Genomic DNA, 21,052 nt, shown 5'->3' with positions numbered 1-21,052 from the left:
AGGCAGCCCCCGTAGCCGAGGCTGCCGTCCCGGGCGCCGGCCCGCGTCCTAGACCAGGAAGTCCCAGTTCGTTACCATCTCGCGGTGCCCGTTCATTTCGGGCGCCTGCACCATGAAGTCGGCCACTTGCTCCAGGCTCAGGCCATGCTGCTTCATCACGCCGACCCAGAAGTCCAGGCCCGCGGTGTCGGCCTTGCGGCTGAACAGCGCTTCGTACAGCACTTCGACATCGTGGCCGCTTTCGCCGTTGAGCGCCTCGTGCTGTGCGTTCCACTCGCCCTGCGTGATCATCATCATCGCCATCTTGCCCCAGCTCATGCCGTACTTCTGGTGCGCATCGGCCCAGAACTCGAAGCCGTACAGGTCGGCCTGGCGGCCATAGATGCCCTGGTACAGCCCGGCGATGGTAGTCAGGTCGTCACTGGTCGGGACGGCCACCGAACCGTCGCCGAACTGCAGCGTCTCGACGTTGACCACCAGCGCCTTCACGGACGGCTGGGCCTTGGTGCTGACTACCTGATAGCCGTTGTGGAACTCGATGTCAAAGCTGTCGCGGTTCCCGTTGAAGCTGACCGTATCGCTGCCTGCGCCGCCGTGCAGCATGGCCTGGACACCCGCGCTTGCCCCGCCGGCCGGCGGGTTCGCGCCGTTCTGCCCTTGCGCCGGGGCCCAGGTGAAGCCGTCGTTGCCACCACCGGCGTAGATCGCGCCGGAACCGCCTGCCCCCACCGTAAAGTGCTGGCTTGCCGCGTCCCCCGCCAGCACCTGCGACTTGCCGTCGGAAACAAGGTTGGCGCTACCGATCACCGCGGCGAAGTCCACGTTTTGCAGGCCGATGGTCGAACCGGCGGGCAGGCCGCTAGCGTCGATCACCAGCGCCACATGTTGCCCCGGGCTCGTGGAGCCGTTCAAACCGAGGCTGCCGGCCGGGGCGGTGGAGCCGCCAGCAACCGGGGTCACCGTCTCGACCAGCAGCGGCTGGGTTGCAGGCAGCTTGTCCAGGAAGCTCTGGCCGGTGCCGGTCAGGTGGCCCTGGTCGTCGGCCGCATGGCCGGGGGTAGCGGCCTTGATTGCGCCGAGCAGCATCGCACTTGCATTTGCAGCAGACTGGCTGGCACCGCCGATCGCAGACAGTCCAAAGCCGGGCGCCACTTGCGCGGTGAGGATGCTGCTCCCGGCGTTGCTTGCCAGCGGAATGTCGGCCACGCCGGGGCTGCCGGCGCTGTCGACACGGGCCGGCGTGACGATCGGGATAACGACGGCCGTGCCGGCCTGGCCTCCCGGCAGGGTCACCTGGGTGGTTGCGACCCGCACCCCATCGACCAGGTTCGTCTGTACCGATCTCTCCACGACGTGCAGCGTGAACGTTGCGCTGGCGCCGGACAGGTTTCCGGCTGCGTCGTACTGGCGCGCGGTCAGGCTGTGCGTACCAAGCAGCATATTGGCCGGCGCGATCGTCCACTTGCCACTTGCGTCGGCAGTGGCGACACCAATCCTGGCCGCGCCGTCATACAGCTCGACCTTGGCATTGGCGAGCGCGCTGCCCTCGAACACCGGCACGTATTCGGTGACACCGTCGCCCTGGGTATCGGAGTCGGAGGCGGCCGTCAGCGCCGGCGCGGCTGGCGCGGCCGGTGCGGTGGTGTCGATCACCAGGTTCAGCGGCGCGCTGGCCGCGGAGACGTTCCCGGCGGCGTCGGTTTCCTTGACGCTCAAGTTGTGGCTGCCTTCGGCCAGCGCGCTGGCGGTGATTTGCCAGGCACCGGTTGCATCCGCCTGCACGCTGCCCAGCAGCGTGGCGCCGTCGGTGTCATACAGGCTGACCTGTGAGAACGCCTCGCCGTGGCCGGCGACGGTCGGCGTGGCCACGTTGGTCAGCCCGTCGCCCACTGCGCCGCTGTCGCTTGCCGCCAGCAGGACCGGCGCGGCCTGCGCCGCCGGCGCCGTCAGGTCGATGTCAATGTGCAGGCGCGCGGGCGCGGCGCCCGTGTTACCTGCGGTGTCGGTCGCGGTCGCGCTGACATCGTGGCTACCGCCGGCCATCGCCGATGCGGTGATCGACCAGCTGCCTGCGCCGTCCGCGGTCGCGCTGCCCAGCAGCGTGGTGCCGTCTGTGTCGAACAGCTTGACCAGTGCGCCCGCTTCCGCCGTGCCGTTGAAGGTCGGGGTGGCCAGGTTGGTCAGCTTGTCGGTGCTGGAGACGCCGGTGTCGGACGACGGCGCAAGGCCGCTGATCGCGACCGCGGGCGCAGTTGCGTCAAGCACATAGGCTTGCGTGTACACCGAGCCGTCGTTACCGGCGGTGTCGCTCACCTTGACCTTGAGGACGCCGCTGCCCGCGAGGGTCTGCCCCGGCAGCGACCACGTCGCCTGCCCGGTAGACGCGCTGGCCATGGTCCAGGTCGCCCCATCGTCGAGCGAAACGTACACGGCTTCGTCGCTCGCCAGCACAGCGGTGAGGGTGCCACTGATGTCCTGCGCCGCGGTGCGGGTCACCAGGTCGGTAGCAAAAACGCCGGTGTCGCTGGAGAAGCTGACGCCCGCTCCGGTCTTGGCCGGGGCGGTGGTGTCGAGCAGGTACGACTGGGCGCTCACCGCGCCGTCGTTGCCGGCCGTATCAACGACCTTCAGCTTGATGCCGCCGCTGGTGAGCGTCGCGCCGTCCCACGTGAGCGCCGTGCCCAAGACCTTGGACGTGACATCGGTCCACGTGGTGCCGCCGTCGGTCGATCCGTACACGGTATCACCAGGCGCCAGGCTGCCGCTGAGCGTGGCGGTGATGGTCTGGCTGGCCGTGTTGGTGATGAAGTCGGTGGACACCACGCCGGTGTCGGCCGAAATGTGCACGTCGCCAAAGGTGAGCGTCGGCGCGGTCGTGTCGAGCGTGTACGCCTGGCTGGCGACGGCGCCATCGTTGCCGGCAAAGTCGCTCACCTTGAACTTGATCGTGTTGCTGCCCGCGAGCGTGACGCCGTTCCAGGCCAGCGTCGTGCCGGTGACCTTGGCCGTAACGTCGGTCCAGGTGGCGCCGCCATCGGCCGAGCCATACACGATGTCGCCTGGCGCCAGCGCAGCGCTCAGCGTCGCGGTGATCGTCTGGGCCGCGGTGCGGGTGATGAAGTCAGTGCTGGAACTGCCGCTGTCGGCCGACAGCTGCAGGCTGCCGAGGGCCGCTGCCGGCGCGACGGTGTCGAGCACATAGGCTTGCGTGTACACCGGGCCGTCATTGCCCGCCACGTCACTGACCTTGACCTTGAGGGTGCTGCTGCCGGACAGCGTCACGCCGCCAAGGATCCATGTGTTGCCGCTCACAGTGGCAGCCGACCAGGTGCCGCCATTGTCGAGCGACACCCAGACCGCCTCGCCGGCAGCAAGGCCGGCGCTGAGCGCGCCCATGATGGTTTGCGCCGCGCCGTTGGTGATGAAATCCGCAGGCGAGACGCCACTGTCGAAGGAGAACTGGGCGGAAGCGATGCTCGTGGACGGCGCGCTACTGTCCACCGTGTAGGACTGAGTCGAGACGGCGCCGTCGTTCCCCGCCAGGTCGGACACCTTGAATTTGATCGCGTTGGCGCCGTTCGCCAGCGTGACGCCGTCCCAGGTGAGCGTCGTGCCCGATACCTTGGCCGTGATGTCAGTCCAGGTGGCGCCGCCGTCAGTCGAACCGTACACGATGTCACCAAGCGCCAGTCCGCCGCTCAGCGTGGCGGTAATGGTCTGGCTGGCGTTCCTGGTAATGAAGTCGGAAGACGAACTGCCGGTGTCGGAAGAGAGCGCGACGGCCCCGACCGTGATGGCCGGGGCCACGGTATCGAGCACATAGCTGGCCGAAAACACACTGCCTTCGTTGCCCGTGGCGTCGACCAGCTTCACCTTGAGCGTATTGCCGCCGCTTAGCGTCTGGCCGCTGAGCGTGAACGTGCTTGCGCCGGCGCTGGCGTTGGCGCTGGTCCAGGTGACGCCGTTGTCGAGCGAGACCTTGACCGCCTCCCCGGCACCCACCGGGGCCGAGAGGCTGCCGCTGATCGTCTGCGCGGCCGTCTTCGTCACCAGGTCGGTGGCGGATACGCCCGTGTCGCTGGAAAAAGCGACGCCGGTCGCGCTGGCGGCGGGCGGGGTGGTGTCGATGACGATGGCCTTGTTGGCGCCAAGCGAGCCGGCGGTGCCCGGTACTGGCAGGGTCCCGTCGGCGTCGGCGTAGCTGGCGGCGATGTCCTTGATCGCCGCGCCGTTCAGTGACAGTGCCGCGGTCGAGGTGTAGTCCAGGTCGGCCGTGTTCTGGCCAGCGCCGACCAGATAGCTGAAGGTCAGCGTCGAGCTGCCCGAACCACCCGTATAGGTGGCGGTGCCGCCGCTCGACAGCGCCAGCGTGGGCACGCCGCCGCTGGTATCGACCATGACGGCGCGGCTCATCTCGACCGTGATCGTCAGCGTCGAACCGGCCTTGTAAGCCACATTCATGTCGGGCGAGCTGACGTTGGTGACTGTCGCCACGGTGCCATCGACCAGCACCGCAGCCGTGGAACCGACGGCATTGAGCGTGAGGCTGGCATCGTTGGTGGCGGCATCGCGGATCACCCCCCCTTGCAGGGAAAGCGAGCCGACGGTGATGCCCGAGGCGTCGAATTCGCCGGGTGCCACGGTGTGGCGGAACACCAGTGCGCTGGTGCCCGAGCCGGACAGGTAATTCGCGTAGACCGTGCCGCCCACGCCCAGCGTGATAGCGATGCGCGGAGTGCCGCCGGCGGTGCCGACCACCACAGCCTCGTTGAAATTGACGGTGAAGTCGAGGTTCTGCCCGCAGTAGTAGCTGCCGGCAGCGGGCACGCTGACGGAATTGACGGCCGGGGCGCTCGTGTCCACGGTTACACCTGGCGCCGAGACGGCGGCGTTGAGCACGCCGTTGAAGACGTTGCCCGCGGCGTCGGTCAGGTTCGCGCCGATCAGGTCCAGGTTGCTGGCGTCGATGCCGTCGCTGTCGGTCTCCCCTGCCTGCACCGTGTACTTGAACTGCAGCGCGCTGGTGCCGGCGCCGGAGACATATTGTGCCGATCGCAGGACGCCGCCGACGGACAAGGGCAAGGTCGGCGCGCCGCTGTTGACGTACACGGCCTCGCTGGTGTGGACGGTGAAGGTCAGCACGTCGCCTTGCTTGTACGCGCCATTGGCCGGGACATCGACCGACGCGACGCCGGGGGCGGTCTTATCGACGGTTACCGACAGCGGGGACGACTGCGCCGAGGTGTTGCCGGCCGCGTCGCTGACCGTCGTGGTGATCGCATGGCTGCCTTCTGACAGCGCGGTGGGCAGGCTGTAGTTCCAGATGCCAGCGCCGGCTGTGGTGGTGCCCACGATGGCGCCATCGACGAGCACCGACACCGTGCTGCCCGCTTCGGCGGTGCCTGTAAAGGCCGGCGTCTGGTTGCTGGTGATGTTGTCGGCGTTCGAGGTGCCGCTGTCGGTGGCCGCCGTCATGTCGGGCGACGACGTGGCCGGCGCGGTGTGGTCGACGGTGTAGGTCTGGCCGGCGCTATAACCGGAGGGGATGGCCACGCCGTAAGCATCCTGGATGCCGGTACCCGCGCTGTTCAGGTCCACGCGCAGGGTGCCGTCGCCGGCCACGCTGTCGACGGTGACCGTATAGGTGGAGCCGCTGCCGCTGACGCCGGTGATGGCGCCGATGGCGGTACCGGAGGGAGCGAGCGTGAAGTCGGCCGCGTCCACGCCGGTAACCGGGTCGGTGAAGGTAACCGTGAACTGGACCGAGGTGGAGCTGTGGTCCGGCGTGGCCGCGGCGCCTCCCGCGCGCACGATCGAGGCGACGGCAAGATTGTTCGGCACCAGCGACCAGGACGAGGACGCCTGGACCTGGCTGCCATAGCCGTCGTTGGCGGTGACCTTGACGCCGACGTACTTGTTCACGTCAGACCCAGCCAGCGTGTAGTTGCTGCTGGTTGCGCCGGTGATGACGGTGGCGTTGGTTCCACTGCCATCGTCTGCCCGGTACCACTGGTAGGTGTAGCTGAGCGTATCGCCGTCGGCGTCGGTCCAGCCGCCGGTGGTGCTGGCAAGCGCATTGCCGACGCCGACCACGCCGCTGATGACAGGGACTGCGGTGTTGACGGGCGCCGCGTCGAGCACCGGCTTGAGCCAAGGAGCGAAGCTAGCCCTGGATCCACCGTGCCCGTCGTACACATTGAATTTCATTTGCAGGTACGTGTGGGCGTCGAGGCTGGTGGGCGTATAGCTTCGGGAATTGGCCCCGCTGATGTTGACGAAGTTCAGGCCGCTCGTGTCGAAGTGACGTACCCACTGGTAGGTATAGGTCAGCGTGTCGCCATCGGGGTCGTCCCAGGTGCCGGTATCGGCGGAAACAGTGGAGCCGACCATGGCGTTACCCGTGATCGAGGCCGTGGAGACAATGTTGGGCTTGGTATTGGCCAGCACCGTCCACGCGGAGCTTGCGGACGGCGCGTGGCCCTGGCCGTCGTCTGCAGTGACGACGACCTTCAGGTACTGGTGCGCATCGTCGGTGGTTGGCGTGTACGTGGCTGATGTCTGGCCGCTGATGGCCGCGGCGCCGGTGCCACTGCTGTCGCTGGCCCTGTACCACTGGTAGCTGTAGTTGAGCGTGTCGCCGTCGAAGTCGCTCCAGGTACCGCTCGTGGCGCTGAGTGCCCCGCCCACTACGAAAGTACCGGTGACCGAAGGCGCCGTGCCGTTGGTGGGGGCGACGTTAGTGGTGTTGTAGGTGATGGTGGACAGGCTGGCCGCGGCTCCACCATTGCCCGGTGCATCCGTGTACGAGTTCGCGGCAACCGAAATCGTGGCGGTGCCTGACGCCACCCCATCGGTCGGTGTGAAGGTCGCGGTACGCGTGGTCCCGGTGCCGCTCAGCGCGCCGATCGTGCCACCGGTGACCGTCACGTCGGACGCGGTGAAGGTGTTGTTCGGATCCTCGGTGAATTGAAACGTGATGGTGGCCGTTTCGCCGTGCTTCAGGCTGGCCTTGTCGGTGCTGATCGCGAGCGTTGGCGCCGTCGTATCCAGCGGGCCGACGTAATTCAAGGTCAGGTTGTCGATGTCGAACGTATTCACCGTCGAATACAGCGGGTCCCCCGACGCAATGGCCAGCGTGGTGATGTTGACGAAATCGGGGAAATCCACCGTCAGCAGCGAGGAATACGAAATCGTCTTGGTCAGCGTACTGCCCACCTGGTTGTTGTTCGCGTCCCAGCCGGTGATCGTCAGCTTCATCGAAGCGGCATTCACTGAGATGAACCCCAGCGAGGCCGGGGTAAACACTTCGCCACCGGTCAGCTTGATGTAGACGTATTGTTCGTGCCCCTTGGGCGACAATCTCACCCGGGCGGCAGACATGATCACTGCCTCGGCTGCGCCGTCGATCATGAAGGTGTGCTTTACCGGCGATTCCATGGAATCGTAGAGGTCAACCTGCACGTCGGTCGTATAGTCCGAGCCGTTGCCGGTCAATACCGCCATGCTGGTGCCGGTATTGCTGAAATCGATGGTCACCGGCGCCGTGATCGCCAGCAGGTGCGGGTAGTCGGCGCCGCTCGCCATGCTCGATTCGACCGTGCCCGTTTGTACCTCCAGGCTCCAGTCGCCGCCCAGCGCGGCGGCGCCCGTCGCGTCGTCGGAGGCGGCGACGTCGGCACCGGTGGCGGCAGCGAGCTGGTCGACGAACACGCGGCCGTTTCCGGCGCCCACGTCGCAACCGTAGAGCAAGATATCCGCGCCGGGAGCCAGGCTGGCGCCGATCGACTGCAGCTCGGCCTGGTAGGCGTCCAGGTTGTCCGCGGTCAGCGTGACCGAGCCAAGATCGACCGCTCCCTGCGCCCCGTGCGACACGATGTGCAGCGCGTCGATGCCGGAGCGGCCATGCAGGGCCTGGGCAATCTGGCGCACGCCGTCGCGCGTCGAATCGAGCACCACCACTTCCTTGCCGGCGCCGGCGTGCGCGACCAGCCAGTCAAGGTCCTGGACATCGTCCTCGATGAAGACGATTTCGGTACGGGGATGGGAACTGTCGGGGGAAAGGAGGGCTTGTTCGGTCACGGTTTCGCTTCAGGTCGTGGTAGGACGCGCTGCTGCCGCTGGGGCAGCAACGCGGGCCATGATGAAGCAAAAATTGTAATGGAACAAGAAAAATGTTAACTGGAGGTCACATTTATGAAGCAGGCATGACCACCGTGGGCCCGCAGCGCCAGGCAGGCGCGCGGGCGAGGGGGAAGGTTACAACAACGTCACAGTTACACGACGATGGTTTGCGCTTCGCCCTGCTGGCGCTCGCGGATGGCGCCGATGCGGTACACGGTTTCACCAGCCGCCTGCAGTTGGGCGCTGGCGGCGTCGGCATTCTCGGCCGACACGATCACGCACATGCCGATGCCGCAGTTGAACACGCGGTGCATCTCGGCATCTGCCACGCCGCCATGCTGCTGCAGCCACTGGAAGAGCGGCGGCAGCGTCCACGACTTGCCATCCAGTTGCGCGGTCAGGTTCTCGGCCAGCACGCGCGGGATGTTCTCGACCAGGCCGCCGCCGGTGATGTGGACCATGCCCTTCACTTCCATCGACTGCATCAGCGCCAGCAGCGGCTTGACGTAGATGCGGGTGGGCGCCATCAGCACGTCGGCCAGCTTCTTGCCGTGGAAGTCGGCTTCCAGGTCGGGCTTGGCCACTTCGATGATCTTGCGCACCAGCGAATAGCCGTTCGAGTGCGCGCCCGACGAGGCCAGGCCCAGCACCACGTCGCCCGGGCGGATCTTGGTGCCGTCGATGATCTGCGACTTTTCAACCGCGCCGACGGCAAAGCCGGCCAGGTCGTATTCGCCTTCCGGGTACATGCTCGGCATCTCGGCGGTCTCGCCGCCGATCAGGGCGCAGCCGGCCTGCTCGCAGCCGGCGGCGATGCCCTTGACCACGCTGGTGGCGGTCGGCACGTCCAGCTTGCCGCAGGCAAAGTAGTCGAGGAAGAACAGCGGCTCGGCGCCCTGCACCAGGATGTCGTTGACGCTCATGGCCACCAGGTCGATGCCGACCGTGTCGTGGCGGTTCAGCTCGAACGCGAGCTTGAGCTTGGTGCCGACGCCGTCGGTACCGGACACCAGCACTGGCTCCTTGTACTTCTTGCTGATCTCGAACAGGGCGCCAAAACCGCCAATACCGCCCAGCACGCCCTCGCGCATGGTGCGCTTGGCAAACGGTTTGATCGCTTCGACCAGGGCATCGCCGGCGTCGATATCGACACCCGCGTCACGGTAGGAAAGGGAGACGTTGGATGGTTGGCTCATGGTATTTGGCAGCGGAGGCGGTAAAATAGAAAGCGGAACGCCAAAATCTGGCTAGTCCGCTATTTTAGCAAAACGGCCTGTCTCGACGCCGATCCACCGACATAACAATAACGAGAATGTCCTTTTCCCTGACTCCGGAGCAGAAACAAACCACCTTCTGGTTGGCACTCTGGCTCGCGTTGGCGGGGTTGCTCTACCTGCTTGGCCCCGTCCTCACCCCCTTCATCGCGGCCGCGATCCTGGCCTACGGCCTCAATGGCGGCGTGGACCGGCTGTGCGCCTTGCGCATCGGCCGCTTCACCATGCCGCGCGCGCTGGCGGTGGTGCTGGTGATGCTGCTGGCGGGCGCGGTCATCGGCGCGCTGGCGCTGACCGTGGTGCCGGTGCTGCAGAAGGAAGTGCCGATGCTGGTCGGCCAGATCCCGGCCTTCCTGGCCAAGATCGATACCGTGCTCGCGCCGCGGCTGGCCCAGTACGGCATCGACCTCAATCTCGACGGCAGCCGCCTGCGCAGCCTGCTGACCCAGCAACTGGCCGCCGGCGACTGGACCAGCGTGCTGGCCAGCGCGCGCGTGGGCGGCAGCGCCCTGCTCGGCTGGGCCGCGACCGTGTTCCTGGTCCCGGTGCTGCTGTTCTACCTGCTGCTGGACTGGCACCGCATGCTGGCCCAGGTCCAGGGCGCCATCCCGCGCCGCTGGGTGGCACAGGCCACCGGCATGGCGCGCGAGGTCAACGTGCTGCTGGCGCAATACCTGCGCGGGCAGCTGCTGGTGATGTTCGTGCTGGCCGTGTACTACTCGGCCGCGCTGGCGCTGGCCGGGTTCGACGTGGCGTTGCCGGTCGGTATCCTGACTGGGCTGCTGGTGTTCATCCCCTACCTCGGCTTTGGCCTGGGCCTGGCGCTGGCGCTGATTGCGGCGGTGCTGCAGTTCCCCGGCCTGTCCGGGCTGGTCTATGTGGCGGCCATCTATGGCGCCGGGCAAGTGATTGAAGGCTTTTTCCTCACCCCGCGGCTGGTGGGCGAGCGCATTGGCCTGAACCCGCTGGCGGTGATCTTTGCCCTGCTCGCGTTCGGCCAGCTGTTCGGCTTTGCCGGGGTGCTGCTGGCGCTGCCCGCATCGGCGGTGCTGATGGTCGCGTTCCGCCACCTGCGCCACCACTATCTGCGCAGCACCTTCTATAATGCCTGATGCACATGATATTTTTTGTTTTGAGAACATCGGCATGAAACAACTGGTGCTCGACTTAGGCGCGGAGCCGGCACACCGCCTCGAGACCTTCCAGGTCGGGGAAAATGCCGAGCTCGCGTACATGATGCACCTGTTCGCGCAGCGCACCTCGCGCGAGCATTTTGCCTACCTGTGGGGCGAAACCGGCGCCGGCAAGACCCACCTGCTGCAGGCGCTGGCTGCCACGCCGGGCTCGCGCTACATCGCGCACGACGCCCCCGCGGACCAGTTCGCCATGGCCCCTGGCGTGAGCCTGTACCTGCTGGACGACACCAACCTGCTCTCGCCCGAGCGCCAGATCGACGCCTTTGCCCTGTTCAACCAGATCCGCGAGCACGGCGCCGCCTACCTGGTCGCCACCGGCCCGGTGCCGCCGGCCGTGCTGCACGTGCGCGAGGACCTGCGCACGCGCATGGGCTGGGGCCTGGTGTACCAGGTGCACGGGCTGTCCGACGACCAGAAGATCGCCGCCCTGACCCAGGCCGCCGAAGCGCGCGGTTTGACCTTGTCGGCCAGCGTGTTACCCTATTTGCTGTCCCATTTCAAGCGCGACATGCGCTCTTTGTCGACGATGCTCGATGCCCTCGACCAGTATTCCCTCGAGACCCAGCGGCCGGTCACGCTGCCGCTGCTGCGCGATTTGTTGCTTCAAGGGACACCGAATCCACCTGCGGAACCCAAGGAATGACCAATCTCGCGCTGTTTGACCTCGACCATACGCTGCTGCCGATCGACTCGGACTACGAATGGGGACAATTCCTGGTGCGCATCGGCGCGGTGGACGCGGCCGAATATGCGCGCCGCAACGACGAGTTCTTTGCCCAGTACCAGGCCGGCACGCTCGACCCGGTGGAATACCTCGAGTTCGCGCTGGGCACGCTGGCGCGCTACCCGCGCCGCGAGCTCGACGCCATGCACCAGCAGTACATGCGCGAGGTGATCGAGCCGGCGATCCGCCCGCGCGCGCAGGATCTGGTGCGGCGCCACCAGGACGCGGGCGACCTGGTGGGCATCATCACCGCCACCAACCGCTTTGTCACCGAGCCGATCGCGCGCGCCTTTGGCGTGCCGCACCTGATCGCCGCCACGCCCGAAGTGGACGCGCAGGGCAACCTGACCGGCAAGCTGGCCGGCACGCCGACCTCGGGCCCGGGCAAGGTGCACCACATGCACGCGTGGCTGGACAAGCTGGGCATGCGGTTCGAGGACTTTGGCAGCAGCCACTTCTACAGCGATTCGCACAACGACATCCCGCTGCTGTCGGTTGTCTCCCATCCGGTGGCGACCAATCCGAGCGCGAAGCTGGCCGCAATTGCTGCCGAACAAGGCTGGCCTTTACTCCATCTATTCAATGATTAAAAAATTCATCCGTAAAATTCTTGGTGTGAAAGACCAGCGCGATCCAACCGAACCCGTAGTCCTTGGTCCCGACCAGCACGGGATCGACCCCAAGCTCGTCTCGCCCAATGCGATCCGGGTGACCCAGACCTTGCAGGAAGCCGGTTTCAAAGCCTTCGTGGTGGGTGGCGCCGTGCGCGACCTGCTGCTGGGCGTGAAGCCCAAGGATTTCGACATCGCCACCGACGCCACGCCGGAAGAGGTCAAGCGCCTGTTCCGGCGCGCCTTCATCATCGGCCGCCGGTTCCAGATCGTGCACGTGATGTTCGGCCAGGAGCTGCTGGAGGTGACCACCTTCCGCGGCAACGGCAGCAACAACGCGCCTAAGGACGAGCACGGCCGCGTCCTGCGCGACAACAATTTCGGCCCGCAGCACGAGGATGCGGCGCGGCGCGACTTCACCATCAACGCCATGTACTACGACCCGGCCACGCAGTCGGTGCTCGACTACCACGGCGGCACCGAAGACATCCGCGCCAAGGTCCTGCGCATCATCGGCCAGCCGGAAGCGCGCTACCGCGAAGACCCGGTCCGCATGCTGCGCGTGGTGCGCTTCGCGGCCAAGCTCGGGTTCACCATCGAGCCGGCCACGCGCGCGCCGATCCCGGTGATGGCGCCGCTCATCAACAACGTGCCGACCGCGCGCGTGTTCGACGAGATGCTCAAGCTCCTGATGAGCGGCCAGGCGTTGGCCTGCCTGAACGAGCTGCGCGCCGCCGGCCTGCACCATGGCCTGCTGCCGCTGCTGGACGTGGTGCTGGAGCAGCCGATCAGCATGAAGTTCGTCACGCTGGCGCTGGAATCGACCGACAACCGGGTCAAGGCCGGCAAGGGCGTCTCGCCCGGGTTCTTGTTCGCGTCGCTGCTGTGGCACCAGGTGCTGGAAAAGTGGAACGCTTACCGCGCCGCCGGCGAGTCGCCGATTCCCGCGCTGCACCTGGCGGCCGACGACGTGCTCGATGCGCAGACCGAGAACCTGGCCCTGCAGCGCCGCATTGCGTCGGACATGCGCGACATCTGGGCCATGCAACCGCGCTTTGAGCGCCGCACCGGCAAGAGCCCGTTCAAGCTGCTGGAAAACCCGCGCTTTCGGGCCGGCTACGACTTCCTGGAGCTGCGCTGCCAGTCGGGCGAGCTCGACGCCGAACTGGGCGCGTGGTGGAAGGCGTTCGTCGAAGGCGACAACGCCGAACGCGAACGCCTGCAAAGCAGCGCCAGCCAGCGCGGCGAAGGCCCCAAGCGCAAGCGCGCCCCGCGCCGCTCGCGCAACCGCGGCGGCAGCGTTGACGCCGCCAACGACAGCGGCCAGGCCGCGGCCGCCGCGCCGCGCGAGGAATGATCGCGTTCGTTGGCATAGGCGCCAACCTGGGCGATGCGCGCGCGGCCGTGGCCGACGCCATCGCGCGCCTTGCGCGCCTGCCCGGCACGCATCTGGTGCGCCACTCGTCCTGCTACCGCACCGCGCCGATCGACTCGTCCGGCCCCGACTACATCAACGCGGTCGCCTGCATCGACACCGAGCTGGAACCGCACGCGCTGCTGGCAGCGCTGCTGCAGATCGAACAAGCGCACGGCCGTGAACGCCCCTACCGCAACGCGCCGCGCACGCTCGACCTGGACGTGCTGCTGGCGGACGATCGTGTCATCGACAGCCTTGAGCTCACGGTGCCACACCCGCGCATGCTCGAGCGCGCCTTCGTGCTGGTGCCGCTGCTGGAGATCGCGCCGGCCGTCGAGGTACCGGGCCGTGGCCCCGCCAGCGCGTTCCTTGCGAACGTGGCCGGGCAGACCATCACCAAACTGAACTGAAGATGCAGATTCCCGTAATTGTCCAGACCGGCGGCCTGCTGGTTCTTTCCAACGTTTTCATGACCTATGCCTGGTACGGGCACCTGAAGAACCTGCACAACCGCGCCTGGTGGATTGCCGCGCTGGTGAGCTGGGGGATCGCGCTGTTCGAATACCTGCTGCAAGTGCCGGCCAACCGCATCGGCAATACGCAGTACAGCGTGGCCCAGCTGAAGATCATGCAGGAGGTGATTGCACTGACGGTGTTCGTGCCGTTTGCCATGCTGTACATGGACCAGCCGTTCAAGCTCGACTACGTGTGGGCGGGGCTGTGCCTGATGGGCGCGGTCTACTTCATCTTCCGTGCTTGACCGGTCCGCGGCAGGATTTCTGCGGCGGCATTAAACTCGTAGGGTGGGCAGGTCCTCCTGCCCACGCGTTCAACCAGCGTTAATACCGTCGTGGCAGCACGTTCTTTCGTCGGACGCGTGGGCAGGAGACCTGCCCACCCTACCGTTTTTTTGATTTGTGAAGGATAACTATGAGCGGATATCTGCAGGGTAAGGACATGAGTGGCGGCGAGACCCCGGCGCCGGTCCAGCCGGTGGCCAAGGCCGTGACCGTCCCGGCATTGCAGGCAATGCGGTCGGCCGGCTACAAGATCAGCATGCTGACCTGCTACGACGCCAGCTTCGCCTCCCTGATGGACCGTTGCGGCGTGGAAGTGCTGCTGATCGGCGACTCCCTCGGCATGGTGTGCGCCGGCTACGACTCCACCCTGCCGGTGACAGTGGCCGACGTCGCCTACCACACCTCCTCCGTGGCGCGCGGCAACAAGAACGCGCTGGTGCTGGCCGACATGCCGTTCGGCAGCTACGGCACGCCCGAGCAGGCGCTGGCCAACGCCGTCATCCTGATGCAGGCCGGCGCGCACATGGTCAAGATCGAGGGCGGCTCCTGGCTGGTCCCGACCGTCCGCTTCCTGACCGAGCGCGGCGTGCCCGTGTGTGCGCACCTGGGCCTGACCCCGCAGTTCGTGCACCAGCTGGGCGGCTACAAGGTGCAGGGCAAGACCGAGGAATCGGCCGAGCGACTCAAGCGCGACGCGCTGGCCCTGCAGGAAGCCGGCGCCACGCTGGTGGTGCTGGAAGCCATCCCGACCGGGCTCGGCAAGGAAGTCACCGAGATGCTGGCCATCCCGACCATCGGCATCGGCGCCGGTCCCGATTGCTCGGGCCAGGTGCTGGTGATGCACGACATGCTGGGCGTGTTCCCCGGCCGCAAGGCGCGCTTCGTGAAGAACTTCATGGAAGGCCAGACCACGATCGAAGGCGCGGTGCAGGCTTACGTTGCCGCCGTCAGGGACGGCAGCTTCCCGGCCCAGGAGCACTGCTTCTAAGCCCACGGGGCCAGGCATGGAGCGTCCCGCCACCACCCGCCTGTTCCTCGCGCTCTGGCCAGACCCGGCCATCCGCGAGGCGCTGCGCGCGTGGCGCGACGCCTGGACCTGGCCGGCTGGCGCCGCCCCGGTATCGACCGACAAGCTGCACATGACGCTGCACTTCCTGGGCAACCAGCCGGGCGAGCGGGTGCCGGAGCTGGTCGAAGGGCTGGCGGTTCCCCTCGCCCCGTTCCAGCTCGAGCTGGGTAAGCCGAAGATCTGGCCCGGCGGCATTGCGGTGATCGAGCCGCATGCCGAACCACCCGAACTGCTGCGCCTGCACGAAGACCTGGCGGCCGCCCTGCTGTCGCTCGGACTGCCCCTTGAGCCGCGCGCCTACCGGCCGCACGTGACCATGGCGCGCCGCGCCGGCCGTGCGGCCCTGCCCCCGCCGGCGCCACTGCTGGCCTGGGATATCTCGGGCTATGCGCTGGTCGCCTCGCGCCGCGGTACCTACGACGTACTGGCCCACTACGGCTAAACAACACTGTTGTTGCGACGCGCCGTCCGGGCCTCCTGACTGGTGCGTAGTTTGTTACACTGGCGGAAACTTTCTCGAAAGCATTTCCCCATGGACAAGTCCGCCGCCATCCTCATCGTCGACGATTACCTGCTGATCCGTACCGCGGTGCGCCAGGTGCTGGCCGAACTGGGCTTCGTCAACGTGTTCCAGGCCGACAACGGCAAGGCCGCGCAGGACGTGATGCTCAAGCAGCGCATCGACGTGGTGATCGGCGACTGGGGCATGCCGGTGATGAGCGGCATCGACCTGCTCAAGTGGATGCGGCGCGACGCGCAGTATGCCGACACCCCGTTCATGATGCTCACTGCCGAAGCCAACCCGGCCTCGGTGCGCACCGCGCTGGCGGCGGGCGTGAACGCGTACATGATCAAGCCGTTCACGGTGCACAGCTTCGCCAGCAAGTTCATGGCCATGGTCGGCCCGATGCTCGAAGGCGGCCCGGCGGCCCAGCTGGTGGCGCCGGCTGCGCCCGCGGCCCCGGCCGTGCTGGCCCGCCCCGCCGCCAAGCCCGATGGCGCGGCGGCGACCGACGTGATCGGCCTGGAGCCGCCGATCGCCGAGCGCTTGCGCAAGTGCACGGTGCTGATCGTGGACGACATTGCCACCAACATCGAGGTGCTGGCCGGCGCGCTCAAGGACGAATATGCGATCAAGGTTGCCATCAACGGCAAGAAGGCGCTGGAGATCGCCAACGCCTTCCACGTTGACCTGATCCTGCTCGACATCATGATGCCGGTGATGGATGGCTTTGAAGTGTGCCGCCAGCTCAAGGCCAACCCCAAGACGGCCAATATCCCGATCATCTTCCTGTCCGCGCGCGACGGCGTGGAGGACGTGGTGGCGGGCCTGAAGCTGGGCGCGGTGGACTACGTCTCCAAGCCGGCCGACCCGACCATCCTCAAGGCGCGGCTGTCGGCGCACCTGACGCTTGCCACCGCGATGGCCGACCTGAAGCGCCAGAACGACCTGCTGGTGGAAAACGCGCACCTGCGCGAGGACGTCGAGCGCATGACGCGGCACGACCTGAAAAGCCCGATCGCGGTCGCGCTGCACGGCGCCCAGGCGCTGCTTGGCAGCGAGCTGACCGATGCCCAGCGCGAGAGCGCGCGCATGATCGAGCAGGCTGCCGGCAACGCACTCGAGATGATCAACCGCACGCTCGACGTGTACAAGATGGAGCAGGGCCAGTACCAGCCGCGGCTGGAGTCCTTCGACCTCGTTGCGCTGCTGGACAAGGTCGCGCGCCAGACCGAGCTGGCGTTCGGCGCGCGTGCACTCACGGTCAAGGTATCGAACATGCCGGCCGACGTGCGCTGCCTGGGCGAGCCGATGCTGTGCTACTCGCTGTTCAACAACGCACTGAAGAATGCGGCCGAGGCTTCTCCCGACGGCGCCGCCGTGACGGTGGAGTTCGCGCCCGGCTACGGCTCTTTGCACGTGGTGATTGAAAACCAGGGCGAAGTGCCGGCGGCGATGCGCGGGCACTTCTTCGACAAATACGCGCCGTCCGAGAAGGTCGGCGGCCACGGCCTGGGGACCTATTCGATCCGCCTGATGGCCGAGGTGCAGGGCGGCGACGCCACGATGGACACCGGCGACGGTGTGACGCGGCTGACCATCACCCTGCCGTCGGCCTGAGCATCGTCGTCCCGGCGCAAGCCGGGACCCATGCGGAGCCTGTGGCAACGCGACTTGTCCATGGCCCCCGGCGCGCGCAAACAATCACACCAGCAGCATCAGGTGCTCGCGCTCCCACGAGCTGATCACCCGGCTGAAGGTCGCGAACTCCAGCTCCTTGACCTCGCAGAACGCCTGCACGAAGAGCTCGCCGAGCATCTGGCCCAGCGGCCGGCACTGGCGCATGCGCAGGATCGCGTCTTCCAGGTTGCGCGGCAGGCCATCGTGCACCTGCTCGGCGCTCTCGGCCGTTGGCGCGGACGGCCGCAGCCCTTCGACCATGCCCAGAAAGCCGCAGCTCAGGGTGGCGGCCATCGCCAGGTAGGGATTGACGTCCACCCCGGGCACGCGGTTCTCCACGCGCCGGTTTTCTGGCGTGGAGTTGGGAATGCGGATGCCGCAGGTGCGGTTGTCGTAGCCCCAGTGCACATTGGTGGGGGCGGACTGGAAGCGCGACAGCCGCCGGTACGAGTTGACGTGGGGCGCGAACATCACCAGCGCCGACGGCACGTACTTCTCGAGCCCGGCGATGAAACTGAAGAACAGCGCGCTCTCGCTGCCGTCCGGGTTGGTGAAGATGTTCGATCCGCTGTGCACGTCCACCACGCTCTGGTGCACATGCATCGCACTGCCCGGCTCGGTTTCCATCGGCTTGGCCATGAAGGTGGCGAAGATGCCGTGCCGCAGCGCCGTCTCGCGCACCGCGCGCTTGAACAGGAAGGCGCGGTCGGCCAGTTCCAGCGCGTCGCCGTGCGCAAAGTTGATTTCCATCTGCCCGGCGCCGGCCTCGTGGATCAGGGTCTCCACGCCCAGTTCGTGCTCCTTGCAGAACGCCGACAGTTCCAGGAAAAACGGATCGAAGTCGTTGACCGCATCAATGGAGTACGACTGCCGCCCGAGCTCGATCATGCCGCTCCTGCCCATCGGCGGCATCAGGGGCTCGTGCGGATTGGCGTTGCGGGCGACGAGGTAAAACTCCATTTCGGGCGCCACCACCGGCTTCCAACCGCGCTCGGCATAGCACGCCAGCACGCGGCGCAGCACGTTGCGCGGCGCCAGGGAGACCGGGCTGCCGTCGAAGTTCTGGCAATCGTGGATGACCAGCGCCACCGACTCGGCGGCCCACGGCACCACGCGAATGGTGGCGGGGTCGGGCATGCACACCATGTCCGGATCGGTATCGCCGACGTACGGGGCGTTGTTGGGCTGCTCGCCGTTGACGGTATTGAGCAGCACGCTCTTGGGCAGGCGCATGTGGTCGGCGCCGAGGAACAGGTCCTTGGGCAGGATCTTGCCGCGCGCGATGCCGGTCATGTCCGTGATCACGCACTCGACTTCGTGGATGCCATGTTCGCGCAGAAATTCGCGCATGCCGTCACTCATCGCTCTCCCCGGCCGCTGCCGAAGGGGCGACTATAGCACCGGCAGATGGCGGCCCGCGCGCGGAAGGTGTGCGTAGGGTGGGCGGGTCTCCCGCCCACGCGTTCAACCGGTGCATGCCGGAACGCTCAGGTTCTGCCAGTGATGCGTCCTCGCGTGCTGTGGGCGAACGCGTGGGTATCTCCGAGAACACTGGCGCGTCCATGCACGCCCTGGCTGAACGCGTGGGTATCTCAGAGAACACTGGCGCGTCCATGCACGCCCTGGCTGAACGCGTGGGTATCTCAGAGAACACTGGCGCGTCCATGCATGCCCTTGCTGAACGCGTGGGCAGAATCTGCCCACCCTACTTGCAGTACAACCTGTCGATGCTGTGCGTATCGGCCAGGTAGTGCCGCGTCTTGTACGACAGCGCGCAGCGGTAGGCGCAGTGCGGGTCGTTCTTGACCACCACCTTGAACCCGCCGTCGTTGCCCGGCGTGTGCGGCCCGCCCGCGCCGCCCCTGAACAGGTAGTTGGCGGGCGGCGGCGGTGGCACGAAGCTGGCCGTCGGCAGTTCCGGCGGCTGGTGCAGCAGTCCGCCGTTGTTGCCAATGGTCAGGCTGAACGTGCGCAGGTGCGGGTGGTCGATCGTGTACAGGATGTGCACGTTTTCGCCCGACACCGGATTGCAGGCATTGGTGCGCAGCTCTTCCAGGTCCAGCGCCAGCACCGGCGGCGTGTTGTCCAGTACGATTGCGCCCAGCGTGTCGCTGGCCAGTGTGGCCAGCGAGGTGGCGTCGCGCGCTTCGAACATCAACCGGTAGCGGCGCACCGGCTCGCGCTCGGCGCTCGTGAGCGCGCGGCCCGCCTGCGACAGCGGTAGCCCGCCCGGCATGCGCAGCGGATGCGCGCTGGTGATGGCCGGCGTGTTGAGCATGAACAGGTCGAAGGTGCGCAGGAACTTGTCGGTCTCCACATAGCGAATCGCGTTGGTGCCATTGCGCATGTCCACCACCACCGCCTTGCCGTCCACCTTGATCCAGCCGTCCGCGCCCACGTCCGCAGGGCCGACGATGACCGGCGCCGAATCGGCCATGCCGAGCGCGTTGGTGTAGAACAGGTAGCCGACGTGGGTCGGCAGCAGCTGGGTGACCGGGCTCATCGTTGCCGGGGGAATGCTGGGCAGCGCCGCCGGGTCCTCGGTGCCGCCCGGCCAGCTCCATTCGCCGATCAGGAAGCGGTATTCGACCGAGTGCGCCAGGTCGGCCGCATTGCGCAGCGGGCAATTGCCGCGCAGCGTGACGGCGCCGCCAAACACGTAGGATTCGGCGGCGGTCCCGGCGTAGCCCTCGGCCGAAAAGCCGCTCGCGGACGGGAAAGGATGGATGTCGAACACTTCCACCTGTTGCCAGTGCGGCGTGGTTTCGACCGAGCCCGGGCGCACCTGGTCGGAGCACAGATCGACGCACAGGCAGGGCCCCACGTTCTGGCGACCCGGCTTGCGGCCGTCGAGCTGGGTTTCGGTCAGGATCGCCATGCCGCCCAGTTCTGCGGTGAAGTACACGTCCGGGCCGCCCACCCATTCCAGGTTGATCAGCGGCGAGAACGGCGTGACGCGGAACTTGGCGCTGGTGTAGTCGATGCGAAAACGGCCGGCGGCATCGGTCACCGCCGTGCCCAGCGTGTCGTCCTGCCACCAGTCGGCGTCGTAGGCGCGGATCGTGGCGCCGCCGATCGGCTGGTGCGGCTCGGCGCAGGTGGTGAGGCGGCCACAGATGGTCCAGGCGCCGAACAGGCTGCGGATGTAGCACCAGATGCGTTGCGGCAGGCAGTAATCCCAGACGGCGACGTAGCCGTCCTGGTTCTGGCGCCAGCGCGGCTGAAGGGTGGTGATCGAAAACTGCAGCGGCTCGCGTTCCGGCTTGCCGGCGTGGCCCGGCACGTCGGTGACGAGCACGTCGATCTCGAACGCCTCGCCGTGGTAGTTCTGCTTTTCGCCGAGCTGGAAGCTGAAGTTGCCGTCGGCGTCGGCCTGGGCCTCGGCCAGCAGCGCCACCGCCTTCTGCCCGGCCTCGGCAGCCGGCAGCAGGGCAAACGTGTCCTTCGGCTGCGCGGCCACGCGCGCGGTGACCGTCTCCAGGTCCTGGTTGCGGTACAGCCTCACCGTCACACCCGCCAGCCCTTCCTGGCAGTCGTCGCATATCAGGCCGCACAGTCTTCCGCGAAAGGTATATCCCATGGCTGTTCTCCTGTTAAGAAGCAGCCATTTTGTTCCCCGAGCAAGCTCGTCTATTGAGCCAGCTCAAACGCCGGTTGA

13 protein-coding genes are annotated in these 21,052 nt (G+C 66.9%); 9 read left to right on the top strand and 4 right to left on the bottom strand.

Features of this window, described 5'->3' with window-relative positions; translation table 11 throughout:
- Positions 1-48 precede the first annotated feature (48 nt).
- Both NX774_RS16755 and purM read right to left on the bottom strand, forming a co-directional pair.
- Complete coding sequence (locus NX774_RS16755) at positions 49-8,079, bottom strand: Ig-like domain-containing protein (protein ID WP_258823400.1); 8,031 nt, start codon at positions 8,077-8,079, stop codon at positions 49-51.
- Positions 8,080-8,273: 194 nt separating this feature from the next.
- A complete protein-coding gene (gene purM, locus NX774_RS16750) occupies positions 8,274-9,317 on the bottom strand; it encodes a phosphoribosylformylglycinamidine cyclo-ligase (protein WP_258823399.1) in 1,044 nt (347 codons plus the stop codon).
- A gap of 116 nt (positions 9,318-9,433) precedes the next feature.
- On the opposite strand from purM, the gene NX774_RS16745 reads away from it, so the two are divergent.
- From NX774_RS16745 to NX774_RS16705, 9 genes are all read left to right on the top strand, one after another.
- Positions 9,434-10,507: an AI-2E family transporter gene (locus NX774_RS16745; protein ID WP_258823398.1), complete on the top strand. Its 1,074-nt coding sequence runs from the start codon at positions 9,434-9,436 to the stop codon at positions 10,505-10,507.
- Positions 10,508-10,541: 34 nt separating this feature from the next.
- Positions 10,542-11,234, top strand: a complete 693-nt coding sequence (gene hda / locus NX774_RS16740) for a DnaA regulatory inactivator Hda (RefSeq protein WP_258823397.1) — start codon at positions 10,542-10,544, stop codon at positions 11,232-11,234.
- Positions 11,231-11,905, top strand: a complete 675-nt coding sequence (locus NX774_RS16735; protein ID WP_258823396.1) for a histidinol-phosphatase — start codon at positions 11,231-11,233, stop codon at positions 11,903-11,905. The genes hda and NX774_RS16735 overlap by 4 nt, the downstream gene beginning before the upstream one ends.
- Positions 11,898-13,283 (top strand): polynucleotide adenylyltransferase PcnB, encoded by a 1,386-nt coding sequence (gene pcnB / locus NX774_RS16730; protein ID WP_258823395.1) that lies wholly within the window; start codon positions 11,898-11,900, stop codon positions 13,281-13,283. Before NX774_RS16735 ends, pcnB begins: the two co-directional genes overlap by 8 nt.
- Entirely contained in the window at positions 13,280-13,753 is a 474-nt protein-coding gene (gene folK / locus NX774_RS16725; RefSeq protein ID WP_258823394.1) for a 2-amino-4-hydroxy-6-hydroxymethyldihydropteridine diphosphokinase, read from the top strand. The genes pcnB and folK overlap by 4 nt, the downstream gene beginning before the upstream one ends.
- A 2-nt stretch (positions 13,754-13,755) precedes the next feature.
- Entirely contained in the window at positions 13,756-14,103 is a 348-nt protein-coding gene (locus NX774_RS16720) for a DMT family protein (protein ID WP_258823393.1), read from the top strand.
- A gap of 170 nt (positions 14,104-14,273) precedes the next feature.
- Positions 14,274-15,131 carry a 3-methyl-2-oxobutanoate hydroxymethyltransferase gene (gene panB / locus NX774_RS16715; RefSeq protein ID WP_258823392.1) on the top strand — a complete coding sequence of 286 codons (858 nt, stop codon included), beginning with the start codon at positions 14,274-14,276 and terminating at the stop codon, positions 15,129-15,131.
- A 16-nt stretch (positions 15,132-15,147) separates the two neighbouring features.
- Complete coding sequence (thpR, locus tag NX774_RS16710; RefSeq protein ID WP_258823391.1) at positions 15,148-15,654, top strand: RNA 2',3'-cyclic phosphodiesterase; 507 nt, start codon at positions 15,148-15,150, stop codon at positions 15,652-15,654.
- A gap of 90 nt (positions 15,655-15,744) precedes the next feature.
- A complete protein-coding gene (locus tag NX774_RS16705; protein WP_258823390.1) occupies positions 15,745-17,334 on the top strand; it encodes a response regulator in 1,590 nt (529 codons plus the stop codon).
- 84 nt (positions 17,335-17,418) lie between these two features.
- Here NX774_RS16705 and NX774_RS16700 read toward each other — a convergent pair whose 3' ends face one another.
- Positions 17,419-18,756 carry a glutamine synthetase family protein gene (locus NX774_RS16700; protein ID WP_258823389.1) on the bottom strand — a complete coding sequence of 446 codons (1,338 nt, stop codon included), beginning with the start codon at positions 18,754-18,756 and terminating at the stop codon, positions 17,419-17,421.
- Positions 18,757-19,099: 343 nt separating this feature from the next.
- Entirely contained in the window at positions 19,100-20,974 is a 1,875-nt protein-coding gene (locus NX774_RS16695; protein ID WP_258823388.1) for a transthyretin-like family protein, read from the bottom strand.
- Positions 20,975-21,052 lie beyond the last annotated feature (78 nt).

Origin of the sequence: Massilia agilis (assembly GCF_024756255.1) — a bacterium.
GTDB lineage: Bacteria > Pseudomonadota > Gammaproteobacteria > Burkholderiales > Burkholderiaceae_D > Telluria > Telluria agilis.
This window is presented reverse-complemented; position numbering and strand designations above follow the sequence as displayed.